The organism is uncultured Lutibacter sp. (assembly GCF_947495725.1).
In the GTDB taxonomy this organism is placed as follows: domain Bacteria; phylum Bacteroidota; class Bacteroidia; order Flavobacteriales; family Flavobacteriaceae; genus Lutibacter.
Window position 1 is genome coordinate 14,876 of sequence record NZ_CANLZZ010000010.1, and the last position, 18,057, is coordinate 32,932.

At 28.1% G+C, this 18,057-nt stretch carries 18 protein-coding genes; 14 read left to right on the top strand and 4 right to left on the bottom strand.

The window, feature by feature from the left end; all coding sequences use genetic code 11:
* The first annotated feature begins 106 nt into the window (after nt 1-106).
* The 11 genes from Q0776_RS17480 to Q0776_RS17530 all read left to right on the top strand — a co-directional run bounded on the left by Q0776_RS17480 (nt 107) and on the right by Q0776_RS17530 (nt 11,711).
* Nucleotides 107-727 carry a hypothetical protein gene (locus tag Q0776_RS17480; protein WP_298371228.1) on the top strand — a complete coding sequence of 207 codons (621 nt, stop codon included), beginning with the start codon at nt 107-109 and terminating at the stop codon, nt 725-727.
* Between the two features lie 140 nt (nt 728-867).
* Nucleotides 868-1,971, top strand: coding sequence for a hypothetical protein (locus Q0776_RS17485; RefSeq protein WP_298371231.1), 1,104 nt, complete (start codon nt 868-870; stop codon nt 1,969-1,971).
* Between the two features lie 122 nt (nt 1,972-2,093).
* Entirely contained in the window at nt 2,094-2,906 is an 813-nt protein-coding gene (locus Q0776_RS17490) for an alpha/beta hydrolase (RefSeq protein ID WP_298371234.1), read from the top strand.
* Between the two features lie 223 nt (nt 2,907-3,129).
* Nucleotides 3,130-3,561 (top strand): hypothetical protein, encoded by a 432-nt coding sequence (locus tag Q0776_RS17495; protein ID WP_298371237.1) that lies wholly within the window; start codon nt 3,130-3,132, stop codon nt 3,559-3,561.
* 279 nt (nt 3,562-3,840) lie between these two features.
* A complete protein-coding gene (locus Q0776_RS17500; RefSeq protein ID WP_298371240.1) occupies nt 3,841-4,488 on the top strand; it encodes an autotransporter domain-containing protein in 648 nt (215 codons plus the stop codon).
* A 201-nt stretch (nt 4,489-4,689) separates the two neighbouring features.
* The gene (locus Q0776_RS17505; RefSeq protein WP_298371243.1) at nt 4,690-5,121 is read left to right on the top strand and encodes a lipocalin family protein; all 432 of its coding nucleotides are present in this window, start codon (nt 4,690-4,692) and stop codon (nt 5,119-5,121) included.
* A 182-nt stretch (nt 5,122-5,303) separates the two neighbouring features.
* Nucleotides 5,304-6,173 (top strand): carboxypeptidase-like regulatory domain-containing protein, encoded by an 870-nt coding sequence (locus Q0776_RS17510; protein WP_298371246.1) that lies wholly within the window; start codon nt 5,304-5,306, stop codon nt 6,171-6,173.
* Nucleotides 6,174-6,303: 130 nt separating this feature from the next.
* Entirely contained in the window at nt 6,304-6,510 is a 207-nt protein-coding gene (locus Q0776_RS17515; RefSeq protein WP_298371249.1) for a hypothetical protein, read from the top strand.
* A 783-nt stretch (nt 6,511-7,293) separates the two neighbouring features.
* Nucleotides 7,294-9,330: a response regulator gene (locus Q0776_RS17520; RefSeq protein WP_298371251.1), complete on the top strand. Its 2,037-nt coding sequence runs from the start codon at nt 7,294-7,296 to the stop codon at nt 9,328-9,330.
* Nucleotides 9,331-9,509: 179 nt separating this feature from the next.
* Nucleotides 9,510-10,736: a hypothetical protein gene (locus Q0776_RS17525; RefSeq protein WP_298371254.1), complete on the top strand. Its 1,227-nt coding sequence runs from the start codon at nt 9,510-9,512 to the stop codon at nt 10,734-10,736.
* Between the two features lie 225 nt (nt 10,737-10,961).
* On the top strand, nt 10,962-11,711 hold the full coding sequence (locus tag Q0776_RS17530; protein WP_298371257.1) for a serine protease: 750 nt from the start codon (nt 10,962-10,964) through the stop codon (nt 11,709-11,711).
* 145 nt (nt 11,712-11,856) lie between these two features.
* Here the strand turns inward: Q0776_RS17530 and Q0776_RS17535 are convergent, their stop codons facing one another.
* The 4 genes from Q0776_RS17535 to Q0776_RS17550 all read right to left on the bottom strand — a co-directional run bounded on the left by Q0776_RS17535 (nt 11,857) and on the right by Q0776_RS17550 (nt 15,341).
* Nucleotides 11,857-12,576, bottom strand: a complete 720-nt coding sequence (locus Q0776_RS17535; protein WP_298371260.1) for a 3-ketoacyl-ACP reductase — start codon at nt 12,574-12,576, stop codon at nt 11,857-11,859.
* Between the two features lie 37 nt (nt 12,577-12,613).
* The gene (locus Q0776_RS17540; protein ID WP_298371263.1) at nt 12,614-14,137 is read right to left on the bottom strand and encodes a Dabb family protein; all 1,524 of its coding nucleotides are present in this window, start codon (nt 14,135-14,137) and stop codon (nt 12,614-12,616) included.
* Between the two features lie 29 nt (nt 14,138-14,166).
* Nucleotides 14,167-14,688: a heme-binding protein gene (locus Q0776_RS17545; RefSeq protein ID WP_298371266.1), complete on the bottom strand. Its 522-nt coding sequence runs from the start codon at nt 14,686-14,688 to the stop codon at nt 14,167-14,169.
* A 77-nt stretch (nt 14,689-14,765) separates the two neighbouring features.
* Complete coding sequence (locus Q0776_RS17550) at nt 14,766-15,341, bottom strand: Crp/Fnr family transcriptional regulator (RefSeq protein ID WP_298371269.1); 576 nt, start codon at nt 15,339-15,341, stop codon at nt 14,766-14,768.
* A 239-nt stretch (nt 15,342-15,580) separates the two neighbouring features.
* Between Q0776_RS17550 and Q0776_RS17555 the strand changes: the two genes are divergently transcribed.
* The 3 genes from Q0776_RS17555 (at nt 15,581) to rsgA (ending at nt 18,034) form a co-directional block, all read left to right on the top strand.
* Nucleotides 15,581-16,183 (top strand): YkgJ family cysteine cluster protein, encoded by a 603-nt coding sequence (locus Q0776_RS17555; protein WP_298371272.1) that lies wholly within the window; start codon nt 15,581-15,583, stop codon nt 16,181-16,183.
* Between the two features lie 129 nt (nt 16,184-16,312).
* Entirely contained in the window at nt 16,313-16,903 is a 591-nt protein-coding gene (locus Q0776_RS17560; RefSeq protein WP_298371275.1) for an alpha-ketoglutarate-dependent dioxygenase AlkB, read from the top strand.
* A 66-nt stretch (nt 16,904-16,969) separates the two neighbouring features.
* Nucleotides 16,970-18,034, top strand: coding sequence for a ribosome small subunit-dependent GTPase A (gene rsgA / locus Q0776_RS17565; RefSeq protein WP_298371278.1), 1,065 nt, complete (start codon nt 16,970-16,972; stop codon nt 18,032-18,034).
* The last annotated feature ends 23 nt before the right edge of the window (nt 18,035-18,057 follow it).

The following is an 18,057-nucleotide window of genomic DNA, read 5'->3' on the forward strand; positions in this document are numbered from 1 at the left end:
TGCTATCTTTATTAAAAAATTGATTAAAACATAATACAACATACGATTTACTACAACCGAAAAAATCTCCGATTTTCTAGTCGTAAAAATATTATAAAAACTTGTTGTGGTTAATATAGAAAACTCAAACTATGAAAAAACTTTCCTACTTCTATTCATTATTATAGTTTCTTCTTGTAACCATAATGAAGAAAAACTAGCTGCAGAAAAAGAAATTCTAAAAAAAGAAAATGATTCATTGACTGAATTAATTTCTAAAACAGAAAACAATGTTGGAATGAATTTCTCAAAGTTATTGGAACAAGAAACCCAAACTGACTCTGACTCAACTCTGATTCCTGAATACAAAAATCTTTTAGGAGAAAATGAGATTTTCGATATTTACATTTGGGATAGAATCCAAACGATTTCGAATTTGAACAGTTACAACCAAATAGTTTCTGAATTTAGCGGAACATATCGTTTAAAACCCATTCATAATGATAAATACGCAGATGTAAATTTGATAAAAATAAAAAACGACAGTTGTTTTTTATTTAAAAACAAAGAATTAATTGTATCGGAAAAATTAAAAATCCGAAATTCATCGAATAAGTATATCAAAGGCAAAATTCATATTAAAAGATATAGAATGTCATTACATTCATCTGGATTTGGAGTTGGAATTTTCTTTAACGATAATCTATGTATGGACTGTGAAAGATTAGATTTTTATAAAACAAAATGAAAAAATAAAAACCACCTACAACATCCTATCTAATTTATTGCTAGTAGAAGCATATTTTTGATAATTCTTGCGGATTTTCTAGTCATTTTTTTTATTAAATTGGCTGCTTAACCATTGTAAAAACACTTAAAACCTTTAGAATGAAACAGCTTCAAATTATAATTTTTCTTATTTTTAGCTTAAGTGTTTTTGGGCAAAGCGTAACGTACAACCACACTATAGATGCAACAGATGTAGAAACTAAAAAAGTTATGCTGCTATTTGAAAATTACTTGGCTTCAAATCCCGAAAAAAAAGGAAAGAATCCATATTGGAATAAAAAAGAACAAGAGAAGCATAAAAATTATGATTTCTTGGAAAGCGAATTTCAACCATCACTATATATGGGAATTCCTGCCCAAGTTTTAAGCATTAAGTTTAAAAATGATAGTTGTAAAATTAAAGTTAAATATTCTTATGTTAAAAAAAATGGGAACCCACATGTTTTAGCAATTGTAAATTATTTGGCTATAAAAGAAAACGGAAAATTTAAGTTATACAATTGGTTGAGTTACAGCAAAAAAAAATGGAATCGTAAAAAGGTTGGTATTGTAGATTTTTACTTTCCTCCATGCCACAAATTTAATTACGAAAAAGCTAAAAAACTGAATAACTTTATTAATGAAATTTGTAAAAACTTTAGTGTACAACCAAAACCATTTGAATACTATCTTGCAAATAATTATGACGAAATTCAAAAACTAAAGGGGTTTGATTATTACATTGGAATGGGCGAACAATCAATGCCAAGTGGAAAAGCCACTGACGACAAAGTATATTGTGGTGGTTTGGGAGAGTATTATCCTCATGAAGTTTTTCATCTTCAAATAGACGAACATTTTAAAAACAAACACTTTTGGGTTTCTGAAGGAATTGCAACCTTATTAGGCGGAAGTCGTGGTAAAAGCTTACATTGGCACATAAAACGTACAAACCTATATTTACAAAAGCATCCCGAAATAGATTTAAACAACATGCTTAAGCTAACAAACTTAGATAACCAAACTTCTTATCATTATGTATTAGGCGGACTTATAGCAAAAAAAATAATGGATAAAGGCGGTTGGAGTTTACTTAAAGATTTTATGTCTACCGGTACAACCGATAAAGATTATTACAATGCTATTGAAAAATACCTTGCGGTTAAAAAATCGGATATTAACCACTATATTCGAACCCAATTAAAAATAGAATCTAAACCCTAATAAACTCTTAGCATTGATAAATACCACACTATAAAACCACATACATTTTATACTTAAATTTGAATGAATAAAATAGCATGAATAAACGTTATATTGCAACTACAAACTTATAAAAAGCTCGAATGAAAAAAACCGTTGTTAAAACCCTATCTACTCTTTTCCCAAAAGTTATTACATCATTTGCATACAAGCAATTAACAAATCCGCAAGTTCACAAACTTAGAGAAAATGAAGTAGCCACACTTAACAAAGCGGAAAGAGAAATGTTTAAATTCAAAGATTTTGATATTCAGCTTTATACTTGGAAAGGTGGCGATAAAAAAATTCTTCTTATCCACGGTTGGGAAGGTCAAGCTGGAAATTTCTCCGATTTGATAGAACAACTATTAGTAAATGGTTACACCGTTTATTCATTTGATGGTCCTTCGCACGGATTTAGTTCTAAAGGTAAAACAAGTTTGTTTGAATTTACCGAATTGGTTGGCATTTTAATAAGAAAGTTCCAAGTAAGGGAATTAATTAGTCATTCCTTTGGTGGTGTTGCTACAACATATGCGCTTTACACTAATAGCGATTTGGAAATTGATAAATATGTATTACTTACAACACCCGACAAATTTACTGAACGCATAAATGATGTCTCGGAAATGGTTGGAATAAACAATAACGTTAAAAATAAACTTATTAAAAGATTAGAGAATGAAATAAACATGGATATTACAAATTTAAATGTTAGCGAATTTGTAAAATCTATTAATGTTAAAAAATCAATTATTATCCATGATAAAAATGATAGAGTAATTCCAATTGCGCGCTCTATAAATGTTCATAATAATTGGAAAGCATCTGAGTTTAAAGAAATTAATGGAACTGGACATTTTAAAATTTTAAAAACAAAAGAAGTCATAGACAGTGTTATTTCCTATTTAGCATAAAATTACTTTATTAAAAAAAGAGCCCAAAGCATAATACTTGATGATTTTTTAAATAACAGCAATAAAGATTCTGTAAATCAAATATTTGAAGAATAATGTACCCTACAATTTTTATTAAATAGTGTGCTTCTTAGTTTTAAAATTGTTAACTTTAATAACGAATAATTGTAATAAGCAACACGTAAATTGGTTATTCAAATTTTTAGCAACAAATTAAAATACAATGAAAAAAGGATTATTATACAACCAACGGTGTTGGATTAAAATAATCGCTTCAATTAATGGACTAGCCGCCATGTTGCATTTGTTTTTTTGGATTATTGCTTTTATCAAACTACCACCTATTTCTTCGCAAATACATATAGGAGATCGTATAAACCTAGCAACAACATATGGATTTGGTATTGCAGATTTTATATGGTCTGTTCCTATTCTTTTAATAGGTTCCATTGGACTTTGGAAAAAAACTCAAATTGGCTGGTTAGCCGCACTTTTAGCTAATGGATTCTATTGGTATTCATTTACTGTAATTATAATAAGAGATTTTTACTCGGAGTCATTTTCTCCAGGAACGAAATTGTTTTTACCCTTTGTGTTAATTTCATTTTGGACAACTTATTTTTTGTGGAAACATCGAAAATCATTCTTCAATTAACCAAAAGTAAAAAATCTTAAAACTGAAAAATATTAATTTAAAACCTCTATTAACATCAAGTTTAATTTGACACAACTACTCGTCCGTTTATAAAATTCTTGTTTTTTATACAAATAACTTTTTGTTTTATTTAAAGCTAAAAACATAACCGACTCTTTATAAGTCAATTACTTTTTTAGCGTTCAAAAACTAAACTATTACTTAAACTTATCTTAATATACTACAAAGGCTCATGGTATAAAGCTTGATACTTCTACAACTTAATCTTAAAATTTTATTATGAGAAAATTATTTATTATTGCACTTTTAATTACGTTTGGAATTAGTTTTGGTCAAGAAAAAAAAGAACCTTTAAACATTGAAAAAGGAACTTGGAATTTAGGAGGAAATTTCACCTATAGCAATTCTTCTTCGGAAACTAACAACACTTCAACTAACGCAGAAAATGATCAATTTTATATTGGCTTTTACCCCCAAGTTGGTTATGCAATTAAAAACAACTTAATTATTGGAATGGGAGTTGGTTATGAATATCGTAAAAATGAAAATTACTATTCAGAAACTGAAATTTATAATTCAAAACAAAATGGAATAGTTGTATTTCCATACGTTAAGAAATTTTTTAATGTAAATACTAAAGTCTCTTTTCATTTACAAGGCGAATTTAGAATGTCCAAAACTTGGAATGATAATAACGACTTATCTAACTTAACTTCTAATGACAATAATACTAGAAGTTTGTTTGTTGGAGTTCGCCCTGGGTTAACAATTTTTCTAGCTAAAAAGCTTGCTTTAGAAACTAGCATTGGAGCTTTAGGCTATTCAACTGGTAAAAATAAAGCGGACAGTCGTGAAACTAAATTTGATTCTTTTAGTTTTAATTTAAACCCTAATAATTTAGTTTTTGGGCTTTCTTATTATTTTTAATTAGAATGAAAAACCCTTGAAACATTCTATACTTCAATTTTAGGTAAATTGTATTTAACTATAAATCTAAAAAATACTAGCTTTGTAATATAGAATGTTTCTAACATAAAATAATACTAATTTTAACCAATGAAAAATAACGTTTAAAAAACGTTATTTTTTTTATAAATACACCTATGAAATAAAACAAAATAAAATGAAATGAAAAAATTGCTAAAAAAAATTACTGTAATCCTAGTTTTAATTCTAATATCTTGTAATAATGATGAAAATAACGAGAACAAAAAAGAACAACTAATAGGCAATTGGGAGTATGTTACAATGTATGAAAATGATAAACAAATAACTGCAAGAGATTGTAAACCCTCCACTATTGAAATTACACCAGATGGAAATAGAACAGACATTTACTATAACAGAAATAATTCTGGAGAATGTATAGTGGTTGAAACGATACATATGACTTGGAAAAAACTTAACAATAATTTATATGAATTTACTCATAAAGGACTTCAATATAATGATACCGTTAAATTTGAAAACGAAAATAACACTCTAATCTTAGTGGATTCTGATACGGATGGATATGGGGATTTGGTTTATTACAAATTTGTATATAATCGAATTAACTAATACATTAGATTTTTAAATAGAAAATTGTGTATTTAAAAATGCAACTTTTTATTCTTTCACCTTTTAGTCGTTGTTTTAGCACAGTTTCTAAATCTTAAGAATTTCCCAATTATTATATTCTTAACAGAAAATTATTTTTGTTTTTTTCATCTTGATCTACTAAACAAAAATCAACAACTTTCATGAAAACTTTTTTTTCAATAATTGCATTTTTTATAATGGCAATTATACACTCTCAAGAAAAAACAATAACCGGAAAAGTTTGGAATTTCGAAAATAATAAGCCTCTCGCCTATGTTAATATTGGAATTAAAAATAAAACCGTAGGAACCGTTTCTAATAACAATGGTTTATTTAAGCTTTCATTAAATAAGAAGGTTTCTTCAAAAGACACTGTTATTTTTTCATACATTGGCTTTAAAACTAAAAAGTATCTAGTATCGGAACTAAATAAAATAAAAAAACCGATTTTTCTTCAACCAAAAAATATGGAATTAGAAGAAGTAGTTGTGAATTCAAAAAAATTAAAACTTAAGCCAAAAAAAATTGGAAGAACATCAAAAGGACTTGGTTTATTTCACTCAAATTTTTACTCATATTATGAAAAAGATGTTGATGACCGATTAAGTAAAGAAAGAGGAATGAAATTTAAAGTAAAACGAAATTGCCATATTAAAGATTTGAATTTTAATATAACTTCAAATGATTTTAAATCTTTAAAATTTAGACTAAATTTTTATAAAATTAAAGACGGACTTCCAACAGATTTGATAGTTCAACAGAACATCGTATTCGAAATAAAAGACAACTTTCTTGGTTGGCTTACAGTTGATTTAGAACCTTATGAAATTTTTCTTAATAAAGAAATCGAAGATGTTGCAGTAACAATTCAATGGCTTGAAAGTGTAAAAGCAAATGAAAAAAGTAAATATTTTGCAATTTCAACTGCTAGTTCACCAACTCATACCGCATATTTTAGAGAAAAAGCTATGGATAGTTGGAATAAAGGAGGACAAAATTTGAGTTTTTATTTAAATGCAATATGCGAATAAAAACCGCGACAATAACTCGTATAATTTAATGCAGATAAAAACCTACAACAAACATTGTATAACCCCACTTATTTCTATTAAAAAATTTATTAATTTTAAAAAATTATTAAAAAAATCAGAACTATAAAAAATGGAAATACGTTATAAATTTATTGAGGAATCTAACCTTTTAATTCAGAAAGCTTATGGAGATTGGTCAACAGAAAGCTATATTAACTATACTAAAACAACCTTGAACAATAAAAAAATGCTGAATGTTAAGAAAATTTTTTCTGATTTAAGAGATGTAAATTTAGAATCAGCATTTAAAGAAATTGACAAATTAATTGAATTATGAGAAACTATGATTAATTTAAATTACACAAATGTTAATATTGTTAACACTCCATCCTCTACTGTTGTTACCCACCTATATCAAGATAAAGTAGCAAAAAAAGGGAACAACAATCACTTTTACTGTAGCACAATAAAAGCTGCTCTTGATCTATTAAAACTAGATATAAGTGAAAATGAAATGAAGGCTCTTCTTAAAAAGATTTAGAAAACAATGGTACATTAAAAATTAAATAATGAAAAAGAAAGAAAAAATCACCTAACTTAATATATGCTTACGTTTACACTAAATTGCAAACTAATAAAATTTAAAGACCTCTAAAATTATTTTAACACCATTTCAACAATTAAAGAAACTACTTGGGAAGTAGTATAAAACATCGTTTTTATAATAAACTTCTTGTTTTTAATTTCCACCAAAAATCTCTAGACTATCTTCTACACTTTTTAGTTGTAAAATCACTTTCAAAACCAATGTAATTTTCTTGTAATAACAACTTCCGTTACACCTATACACAACGCTTACATTTTATAAAACTATGATTATTAATTTAATATATTTAATTAATAGCCTATACGTTAAAATACGCCAATTGCTTGGAACAATAATAAAAAATATTATTTTAGCTGAAAAAATTGTAAAACCTGGCAATAATATTTATGATAATCGTAGACTTCAATTAACTTTTAATTGTATCAACTATTAAAAAAGGCATAGTATTAAAAAAATGACCAACCTATATCATTATCCCACAAAGCAACTGTTTAATTTATGAATAATACATAAATGTTTAAATATAAATTAAAGAATATTACAAACTCAAATTATACCATTTCAGTTATAATTATAGTAACTTTCGCATTGATATTAAGCTCTTTATTGGTGATTTTACGTCATAATTCTATAAATAACCAAAAACAAGCAAACGAATTATTAGCAGAAAGATATTCAAAAATAATTGAACTGAATTTAAAAGGAAATATTGAATTTCTAAAACTACTTGAAATTGAATTAATGGAAGGTAACCTTCCTGAATCCACTTTTCAAGAAATAGTAGGTGATTATTTAAAAAATCATCCTGAGTTGATTAATATAACTTGGGTCGATTCAAATTTTACAATTAAATCTGTTTCTCCACTTAGAGGAAACTCACATATAATTGGTTTAAATATTGAGTTACCAATGCCCAAAAAAGCATCTCGTTTAGCAAAAGAGTTAAGGCAAACCGTTTATACAGAACCTTTTGAAGCAATTCAAGGAGAATCATCATTTGAAGCTTGGAATCCAGCTTTTCACAACAATAAATTTTTAGGTTTATTTACTGCCGTTTACTCAAGCAATGAAGTGCTTAACACTTGGATTGATAATACTAATTCAAAAACATTATTTAGTTTACGCAATAGCAATGGTTTGGTTATAACAGAATTGCCAACAAATAATTTTAATAGAAATTCCATAACTACAGAAAAAGAATTAACCTCTTTAAAAAATGGGTTAAAACTGCAAGTTACAAGTGAAATAAACTCTCCTTTTACACCATTAATCATTTTTATTACCTTATTGCTATGTTTATTAATATTTGGTATTACTTATTCTTTATGGAAACTTAAAAGCACGCAAATATTACTTAAGAAAAAGGAGTTATTGCTTAGAACCCAAAATTCGGACTTACAAGCTGCCAAAAAGAAAGCAGAAGAAAGCGACCATTTAAAATCTGCATTTTTAGCAAATATGAGTCACGAAATACGAACTCCAATGAATGGTATTTTGGGGTTCGCTGATTTGTTAAAAAACCCCGAACTTTCAGGTAAAAAACAGCAAGAATATATTCAAATTATCGAAAAGGGAGGAGAACGATTACTTAATATTATTAACGATATAATTAGTATTTCTAAAATAGAATCTGGCTTATTAGAAGTTAATTTAAAGGAATCCAACATTAACGAACAAATCGAATACATTTATAATTTCTTTCATCATCATATTGAAGCAAAAGGTTTACAGTTTGAATTCAAAAATGATTTACCTACAGAAGGTGCCAACTTAATAACTGACATTGAAAAAGTATATGCAATACTTACAAATCTTATAAAAAATGCTTTAAAATATTGCGAAAAAGGGTCAATCACTTTTGGTTATAAATTAAAAAAGGCTAATGATATTTCTGAACTTGAATTTTATGTAAAAGATACTGGTAGTGGCATCCCTAAAAATAGAAAGAAGGCTATTTTTGAGCGTTTTATTCAAGCCGATATTTCCGATAAAATGGCACATCAAGGAGCTGGTTTGGGATTATCAATTTCAAAAGCATATGTTGAAAAACTAGGAGGGAAAATTTGGGTTGAAAGCGAAATAGGTTTAGGATCCACATTTTATTTTACATTGCCATATCAAATTCCCACTAAAGAAAAATGGAGTTCTAATCATGATATTTCTGTTGAAGTAGAAGAGACTCCAATTAGAAACATAAAAATACTAGTTGCAGAAGATGATGAAACATCCGTTATATTAATTTCCTTATTACTACAAAAACTTGAAGCCGAAGTTTTAACAGCGAAAACAGGCGTAGAAGCTGTTGAATTATGTCGTGAAAATCCTGATATAACATTAATTTTAATGGATATTCAAATGCCTGAAATGAATGGATACGAAGCAACTAGAAAAATCCGTAAATTTAATAAAGAAGTTAAAATTATTGCACAAACAGCTTTTGGACTTACAGGAGACAGAGAAAAATCAATTGAAGCAGGATGTAACGAATACATTACAAAACCAATAATAAAAAAAGAATTATTTGCTTTAATTAAAAAAATATTAAATTAGAATATCTTAAATCAAATGAGGTTTTAGATGTGCAAAAATCATAGTAAAAACAACACATTTTTAAACTTAAATCCTCTCCTACTTTGCAATTCCTAAAAGAAAAAACACCCTACAAAATCAATTTCTTAAATATTGAAACCATTTTGAATATTAATTACCTTTGCTAATAAAGAACATTTATGAAATCTGCTAAAAATATGATCACAATTTTAACTGTAATCATAATTTCCACATCTTGTACAAATGAAAGCAATATAGATAGTCCTGTTAAAACTACATCGCTAACACTTCAAGGATCTTGGGGAGCTCGATTATATGTGAGAGGAGGCGAAGATTTAAATTATTATGTAAAAGCGATTTCTAACGGAGGTAAAGGCTATAATTATTTAGCAGGTGCTAAAGAAATAATAAACAGCTACCCTACGATGGGACACGTAATTACAAATGCTACTAACAATGCAAATTCACATTTATGGACCTTAAGAACCAACGAAAATATTGATGCTGTTATGGGGGTTTCGGGCGCAGTTATAGATGAGGAATTTGTACCTAGTTTAGCCAATGAACAAGTTATAATTGATGTAATTACCGAGTTTAAAAATGCAAATAAGAAGGTAATTTTATACTTAAATGGAATGAGCCCAGCAAAAAGAGCTACAGCAACCGGTGCTGCGTCTTGGAATAACTATGTTGCGCACTATTTCTCTAATAACGAACATAAAGCTTGGATGAATTTATGTGAAGGTTATATAAAACGTTTTGAAAAATTGGGAGTAGATGGCTATTGGATTGATGCTTTTTCGAGTTATCCTGGTAACGATAGTGAAAGAACTGAATTTGTGCAAATGATACGCAATGTAGATCCAGATGTAATAGTTGCTGCTAATTATGATAAAGATTATTTTAAAGATATGAATGGCAATTTTTTAAAAGTTGATAGCGACGGAATTGAAGACTCTGATGATACTGATTACAAAATTATAAAGCTTACCGCAAAAGATCCCTGGTCGGATATTACAGCAGGACATATAACTCCATTAGCACAAGGAGCACCTCCAAATTCTTGGGCCTATGAAGAATTTACGGTAGCTGATATTAAAACATCTGCAACTACTTCATATGATGGCTCTAAACTAACTCTAAAACATTTGTTTTTACCTATACGATCAACTTGGTCTAGTGAAAGATCCGAATTAATGTTTGATGGCGAACAAGCGTATCGTTTTGTGAAAAATATTACAGATGCAGGCGGAGCTGTTACCTTTTCAACAACAACAAATATAGATGGTACCACTATGGAAGATGAAGAAATTGTGTTGAAATATGTGAATAAACAACTAGAAGTTAATGCGGCTCCTTCAGAATATATTCGTCCTTTAGGAGCATATCTAGTTGGAGAAAAATAAACGCATAAAAAAACAACCTCAGCTTGAAAGTGGTTCAATACTTCAAATTAAAAGTTCAATTAATTTTTAAATTAATACCTCCTTTTTATTAGAATTATACTTACTCTTTAAAACATTATAAAACATTTGCAGTAACTTATTTAAATTATTCTTAAATTTATTAAAGTGAAAAAAGTATTTACATAGAAGCGTTCAGATAATAGTATGCTTCATAAAATATTTAAAATGAGAAATTGTTACTACCTATTGTTAATCTTGATATTTTTAAGTTGCCATAATCAAGAAAAAGTTTTTGTTAAAGAACCTTGGATGGAAAAACAAACATCTCAATGGCCTAACTTTGCCTTAACAAATACAATTAAGTTTACAGATACAATTTACCAAAATATTGCAAATTCATTTTTAATTGATACTGGTTATGATACCATTGCTGTTACTTGTAAACACTTTTTTATGGTTTTTAAAAATAATAATTTAAATACAATAGATTTAGGAAAGGATTTTAAAAGCTGGACTATGTATCCAAAAGGTCAAATTGAAAAAAGTGTTCAAATTAACAAATTAATTAATAAAAATAATAGTGAACCTATTGGTGAATTTAACACATTGAAAGATAGAGATTGGATTATTTTTAAAATTAACAGTGTGCATAAAGATATTTACCCTTTAAAAATTAGAACAACACCAATTAGAAAAGGAGAAATTGTATACTCCGTTGGATGGGGACATAAACAAACATCAAAATCTCCATCACTTATTAAAATGAAAATGTACCAAAATCTAGGGAACTATTATTATATTTTAACTAAAACAGAAAACATCAATCCTGTTGGTAGAAGTGGTTCTCCGGTAATAGATTCCAATGGATATTTAGTAGGAATTGTATCTGGAGCAGAAGGTAAATTGGGAGTAATAGGTTCGGTAAAATACCTAACCGGATTATTAGATAAATACCACATAAAATACAATAAATAGTATTTACCTGTGCTGCATTACAAATTAAACTCTAAACATATTTTAGTATAAAAAAAGCGTTTCTTTAAGAAACGCTTTTTTGTTGTGTTATAAACTCTAAACATTGTTTTTAGTATTACCAATGTTTAATACATCTCATTTTAAATTAAGGATTAGTAGACCATAAAGCCGCACTTTTAAGCATTGCTCTTCTTGGAAGTTTTAAACCCGCAACAATTAATTCTGCAAAATCTTCAGGTTGTAAAACGCTTTCTTGAGAGCCTTTATTTGCTATTCCAGCATTAATGGACATATCCGATTCAAATGTACTAGGAGTATATGTAGAAACTCTAATATTATCTTTACGAACTTCTTTCATTAGTGATTCTGACATCCCTATAACTGCAAATTTCGAAGCTGAATAAGCTGAAGTACTGGCATTTCCATTCAAACCCGCCGTAGAAGAAATGTTTATGATATCACCTCCATCTTGTTTTAATAAATGTGGTAAAACCTCTTTTGTCACATAATACATACCCATTAAATTAGTTTGAATAATATTAGTCCATACGGCAACCTCCATCTCTTTAAATAATCCAAATCCGCCAACTCCTGCATTATTAACTAAAATATCTACACTCCCTAAGGTATCTATAATACTTTTAATACCGCTTTTAACCTCTTCATAATTACCTACATCAAAAACAGAATATATAGCTTTAACTCCAAACTTTTCTAATTGAGAAACGGTTTCTTTTAATGCTTTTTCATCTCTACCAGTTATTGCAATATCAATACCTTCCTTTGCGAAAGCAATTGCCGTTGCCTTACCAAGGCCTCTTCCTCCTCCTGTTATAATTGCTTTTTTATGTTTTATATCGTTCATATTATATTTCTATTTTAAAATTTACGGCTTTATTTAATTACTTTTTCACCCAATAATCCATAACAAATACATCATCTATTAGCGGACCAATTTTACTTACTAAGTCTAAATGAGCTTTGTGAAATAAGTAAATTTCTCTTGCATGTTCGTTATTAAAAGTTAACGTAAAACAATGTGTAAATCCTTTACTCACACCTTCAGTACTATCATTTATTCCCCATTCAATATTAGCAATTTCATTAATTTCATTTTTAAGATTTACAAAAGTGTTAACTGCCTCCTTAATTTGCTCTTTGGTAGCTTCTTTTTTATATTTTAAGTTTACCATATGCCTTAAAATTTTTCCTTCTCTATTAATTTTAGGAGCAATTTTATAGGTTGCCACTTTACCTAAATCAAATCTAAAAGAACCTGCAATTAGGAAATTGTCATTTCCAATTTTATGTGATCTTAAACCATAATAAATTGAAAAACCTGTTTCTAAATAATTGATAGGACTTAAAATACCTTCTTTGTTTAATTTTAATAATTGAATACTAGCATCGTCTCTTGTACCAACTGCTAATACGGCTTCATTATTGTCTGTTGAAACAATTTCAATTCTTGTTTGTCCTTGAAGTTTGGTTGTTTCATCATCTTTTAAAATAAAATGTGGTATTAAGGCTCCTTTTTTGTTCACCTTAAAAACACTTACGGCATCTCCATGATACACAAAGTTTGTTCTTTTTATAAATCCACCTCTTTTGTAATATTTATGATGCCTATGACCTACAATAACATATTTACTATCGCCTAAAGTTACACCTGTTACTGGGTAAGCTCCCGTTAAATATCGATCTGTAGTATTGTCACTTATATTGTTTACATTTTTAAATTTTCCATTTTCATAAACTCTAAAGCTACTTACACCATTATCTTGAAATCCGCTTGTATACAAATATGTTTTTCCTTTTACTCTATGAATAAACATCCCAATAATTCCATCCGTATGAATTTTTTCATCATCTTTCATAGATTGTACATGAGTTAGTTTTCCATCATTTTGAATTTTGAAGCTACTTAGTCCTGGAGTTTCTTCTAAACCTCCAACAAAAAGATATGATGCTTTTTTCATATGAACAACTTGTAGCGTAATTGCTGTACCTAGATGCGTTTTATCCGTATCTTCAATCAAAGCAACACGTTTAAGAGAACCGTTGTCTAAAATTTTAAACGTTTCTATAACATTTCCGTGCTTGTTGGCTATAAACAAAAAGTCTGTACCGTTAATATTATCGGCAACCATTCCTCTTGCCGGCCCTTTTTTCATATAAAGTTCATGGTTACTAATTGGTGTAAGAATACCTTCTTTATCCATATTGTAAACATCCACATTACCTACTCCACCTGCATACACAAAATGAGCGCCATTTTTTTCATAGCTTGTAACAGAAACCGTATTATTTCCCGAAATATCTTTAAAATCTTGCCTATAAAGCATTAATTCATCACTATTTTGTGACAAACAAATTTGAGATACAAGTACAACCCCAAAAAGAAACCATTTTTTAATATTATTCATAATTCTAATCTTTTTTTGAATTTAATAAATTATTTTATAATTGATTTTGCTCCTACCATTGCAATTTCATGGTCTTGTTCAATAGTTCCTCCACTTACGCCAATGGCTCCTATTATCACACCATTTTTGTCTTTTATAGGAACTCCTCCTGGAAAGCTCATAAGCCCACCGTTTGAATGTTCAATATTATAAATTATACCTCCAGGCTGGGTAAGTTTACCTAAATCTCCTGTAGCTATGTTAAAATAGCGCGATGTTTTTGCTTTTTTTATAGCAACATCAATACTTCCCAAAAAAGAACCGTCCATTCTAATAAAGGCTTTTAAATTTGCACCAGCATCTACAACTGCTATATTTACCAATACATTTGAAATTTCGGCTTTCTTTTTTGCTGCTAAAACAGCTTTTAAAGCTTCTTCATGTGTTATATCATTTGATACTTGTGCAAAAGTAGTTCCTGTATTTAAAAGTATAAATAAAATTAAAAGTTTAAAACCTCTTAATAATTTAACCTTGTTTGCTTTTGTTTCGTTTTTAAGTATGTTTTTCATTACCATTAATAATTTTAGTTACGCAAATAACTTAAATGAAAACGATAAAAAAGTTGAACAAGTTCAATTGAATAAAATTATTTGCTGTTTTTTTTTATCTTACTTAAAAATTCATGGCTAATACCTAAATAACCTGCTATTTGCTTATCTGTAAGTTTAGATGAAATATCGGGATAGGTTTCAATAAAATGAAAATAGCGTTCTTTTGCCGTAAAAGAATGATTTCGTATTAATCGCCTTTGCCACGAAACTAGTGCTTTTTGCGACATAATACGGAAAAGTTTTTCTACAATTGGCAGTGACTCATACAAAGATACTTTATCTTTCCTGCTTATTAACAACACTTTACTATCTTCTAATGCTTGTATATTTAAATTTGAAGCGGTTTGATTCATAAAACTATCTATATCCATTAACCACCAATCTTTAGCTGCAAAATATAGGGTGTTTTCGTTTCCTTTTTTATCTAAAGTAAAAACCCTGAAACAACCATCCACTACAAAGCCCTCAAATTTACAAATGCTTCCCTGAGTTAATAAAAATTCTTTTCTCTTTAAATCTAAAGGTTTAAAATAGTTGGAAACAGTGGTTAAATCTTCATTAGAAAGGTGTATGTTTTTCTTAATATTTTGTTCTAATAAATAATGAGACATAGTTTTAATAAAATAATGAAAATAGTAAAAACCTATTACTGTATTAATTTTTAGAGCTTTATCAATTATTTAAATATAGCTAAATATATTATTAATATTGATCTCTAATTAGTAATTTAATTATACAAAACTAATTAAATTATAGCTTCAAAAAAATTGTTAAACTCAAACAATAAAAATTCTTTTATGTAAGAAATGCATCTACTTAGTTTTATTAAGTCTACCTTCCATAAAAAATAATGTCAATAGAGCGAAGAGTACAATTGGTAGAAAAACTATTTCATCAATTAGAGCAAGAAATCGCTCAATTTAAAAAATCATCAGAATTGAGTTGTATTTCTGGTTGTGGAAAATGTTGCACTTTCCCCAATGTGGAGGCTTCTCCATTAGAATTCTTACCGTGGGCCTTTCATTTGTATTTAACTGGAGAAGCGGAAAAAACACTTAAAATTATTAATAACACAAAAAATTTAACTTGTTTAATCTACAAACCGCTCACTGTTATTAACCAAGGACGCTGCAGAAATTACAAATATAGAGGTTTAATTTGTCGATTATTTGGATTTGCAGCCAATACGGAAAAATTTGGGAAACTAAGATTAGCTACTTGTAAAATAATTAAAGAAAGTCAGACAGCTAATTATTACAAGACGAGTGAGGCAATTACAAAAGGATTAAAAGTACCTGTGTTTACTGAATACTACATGAAACTAAATCAAATAGATTTTCATTTAGGAAACATTATATTACCCGTTAACAAAGCACTTAAAATGGCTTTAGAAGAAGTTTTGCAATACTACACCTACAGATCTTTTCCTGATTTGGATAAAAAGTGTCTTTAACACTAAAGACTCAATGAATTTTTATAGAATAATTAGAACAAAAGAAAACTCCTAAAACCTCAAAATAAAATCAAAAAAATGGTAAATTAGAGTATATTTAAAAGCTTTAAATCCAGATAATTTAATCATATGAAATTAAATTTAAATTGCTCTGTTGAATATGTTCAATCATTTTTATCCAAAAATGATTGTGATGAACTATTTAATGAATTATTGACTTACAAAGAACTTACCACTCCTTTAAAGATAAAAATGAATAATGGTGAATATTTTCAAGAAAAATACGGTAAAATGATGTTTCTTGATGAAGAACTTTTTGAAAATGGAAAATTTCCAGAGTTAGTTTGGGGTCCCAATAAAATATGGTCTGAAAAGATGGCGTTTCTAAAAAAAAGTATTGAAAAACATACGGGTATTAAATTTGAAACTTGCGTTTGTATTTTTTATCCCAATGGAAACTCAGGTGTAGATTTTCATTCAGATTATATTGCATTTGGAGATACTACTATAATACCTTCTTTAAGTATAGGTGAAGAACGAATTTTCCTACTTAGAGAAAAGGAAACTGGAAAAGTAAATGAGCTTAAGTTAGAAAATGGAAGCTTGCTTGTAATGGGAGAATACTGCCAGGAAAGATATGAACATGCGCTTCCTTTAAATTCAGATTATAAAAAACCTAGAATTAATTTAACTTTTAGAAAATATGGTTTTAATAAATAAAAACTAAAAATTAGAAAAACATAATCATCTTAGTGCTATAATAATTATATTAAAAAAAACTGTAAAATGACACTTGAAGATTTAGGATATAATTTAAAACTTGAAAAATATAGAGAAGAAAATAATTTAAATTCTTTTGCTGTAGGACGTGTAATTTCGGAACATAAAGATAGATATACCGTTAAAACGGAAACAAACGAACTAGATTCAGAACTAATTGGGAACCTAAGGTTTACTGCTAAATCAAAGTGCGATTTACCTGTTGTTGGAGATTGGGTGGCTATTTCGGAATATGACGATCATAAAGCATTGATACATGCTGTTTTTCCACGTAGCTCGGTATTAGAAAGAAAAGCCATTGGTAAACTAAGTGAAACTCAAATTATTGCAACAAATATAGATGTTGCCTTGATAATTCAATCTGTAAATAGAGATTTTAGTATAAATAGATTGGAACGCTACTTAACTATTTGTAATTCGTCTAATATTAAACCTATTATAGTTTTAAGCAAAATTGATTTGATTGACAAAAATGAATTAAAATCGATTATTGAAAGCATTAAAAAAAGAATAAATAACATAACCATTATTAACTTAAGTAATCAATCATTAATTGGGTTAAATGAAATTAAATCAATATTAAGTAAAGGTAAAACATACTGTTTATTGGGCTCATCTGGTGTTGGAAAATCTACACTAATTAATAACCTAATTGGTGAAAAAATAATGGCAACCGGAGAAATAAGTGATGCTATTGATAGAGGAAAACATATTACAACAAGTAGAGAATTAATTGTTTCTGAAAATGGAGTTTTAATTGACAATCCAGGAATGAGGGAAGTTGGAATTACAAGTTCCGATAAAGGTTTAGAAATAACTTTTAATACAATTTTAAACTTATCTAACAATTGTAAATTTAATAATTGCGCCCATACAAACGAAATTGGTTGTGCAGTTTTAGAAGCCATTGAAAATGGAATTATTAATATAGACTCCTATAATAATTATATAAAAATGACACGCGAAAAAGAATTCTTTGAATCAAGTTCGATTGAAAGAAAAAAGAAAAATAAAAATTTTGGTAAAATGGTTAAAAATGTAGTTAAGCAAAGAAAAAAGAACAAGTTTTAATCTTTGAAAAACTAGTAATTAAA

Coding starts and splice junctions, on each gene's coding strand:
- Q0776_RS17485 (WP_298371231.1), top strand. CDS start 868: ATGAAACAGCTTCAAATTATAATTTTTCTTATTTTTAGCTTAAGTGTT.
- Q0776_RS17490 (WP_298371234.1), top strand. CDS start 2,094: ATGAAAAAAACCGTTGTTAAAACCCTATCTACTCTTTTCCCAAAAGTT.
- Q0776_RS17495 (WP_298371237.1), top strand. CDS start 3,130: ATGAAAAAAGGATTATTATACAACCAACGGTGTTGGATTAAAATAATC.
- Q0776_RS17500 (WP_298371240.1), top strand. CDS start 3,841: ATGAGAAAATTATTTATTATTGCACTTTTAATTACGTTTGGAATTAGT.
- Q0776_RS17505 (WP_298371243.1), top strand. CDS start 4,690: ATGAAAAAATTGCTAAAAAAAATTACTGTAATCCTAGTTTTAATTCTA.
- Q0776_RS17510 (WP_298371246.1), top strand. CDS start 5,304: ATGAAAACTTTTTTTTCAATAATTGCATTTTTTATAATGGCAATTATA.
- Q0776_RS17515 (WP_298371249.1), top strand. CDS start 6,304: ATGGAAATACGTTATAAATTTATTGAGGAATCTAACCTTTTAATTCAG.
- Q0776_RS17520 (WP_298371251.1), top strand. CDS start 7,294: ATGTTTAAATATAAATTAAAGAATATTACAAACTCAAATTATACCATT.
- Q0776_RS17525 (WP_298371254.1), top strand. CDS start 9,510: ATGAAATCTGCTAAAAATATGATCACAATTTTAACTGTAATCATAATT.
- Q0776_RS17530 (WP_298371257.1), top strand. CDS start 10,962: ATGAGAAATTGTTACTACCTATTGTTAATCTTGATATTTTTAAGTTGC.
- Q0776_RS17535 (WP_298371260.1), bottom strand. CDS start 12,576: ATGAACGATATAAAACATAAAAAAGCAATTATAACAGGAGGAGGAAGA.
- Q0776_RS17540 (WP_298371263.1), bottom strand. CDS start 14,137: ATGAATAATATTAAAAAATGGTTTCTTTTTGGGGTTGTACTTGTATCT.
- Q0776_RS17545 (WP_298371266.1), bottom strand. CDS start 14,688: ATGAAAAACATACTTAAAAACGAAACAAAAGCAAACAAGGTTAAATTA.
- Q0776_RS17550 (WP_298371269.1), bottom strand. CDS start 15,341: ATGTCTCATTATTTATTAGAACAAAATATTAAGAAAAACATACACCTT.
- Q0776_RS17555 (WP_298371272.1), top strand. CDS start 15,581: ATGTCAATAGAGCGAAGAGTACAATTGGTAGAAAAACTATTTCATCAA.
- Q0776_RS17560 (WP_298371275.1), top strand. CDS start 16,313: ATGAAATTAAATTTAAATTGCTCTGTTGAATATGTTCAATCATTTTTA.
- rsgA (WP_298371278.1), top strand. CDS start 16,970: ATGACACTTGAAGATTTAGGATATAATTTAAAACTTGAAAAATATAGA.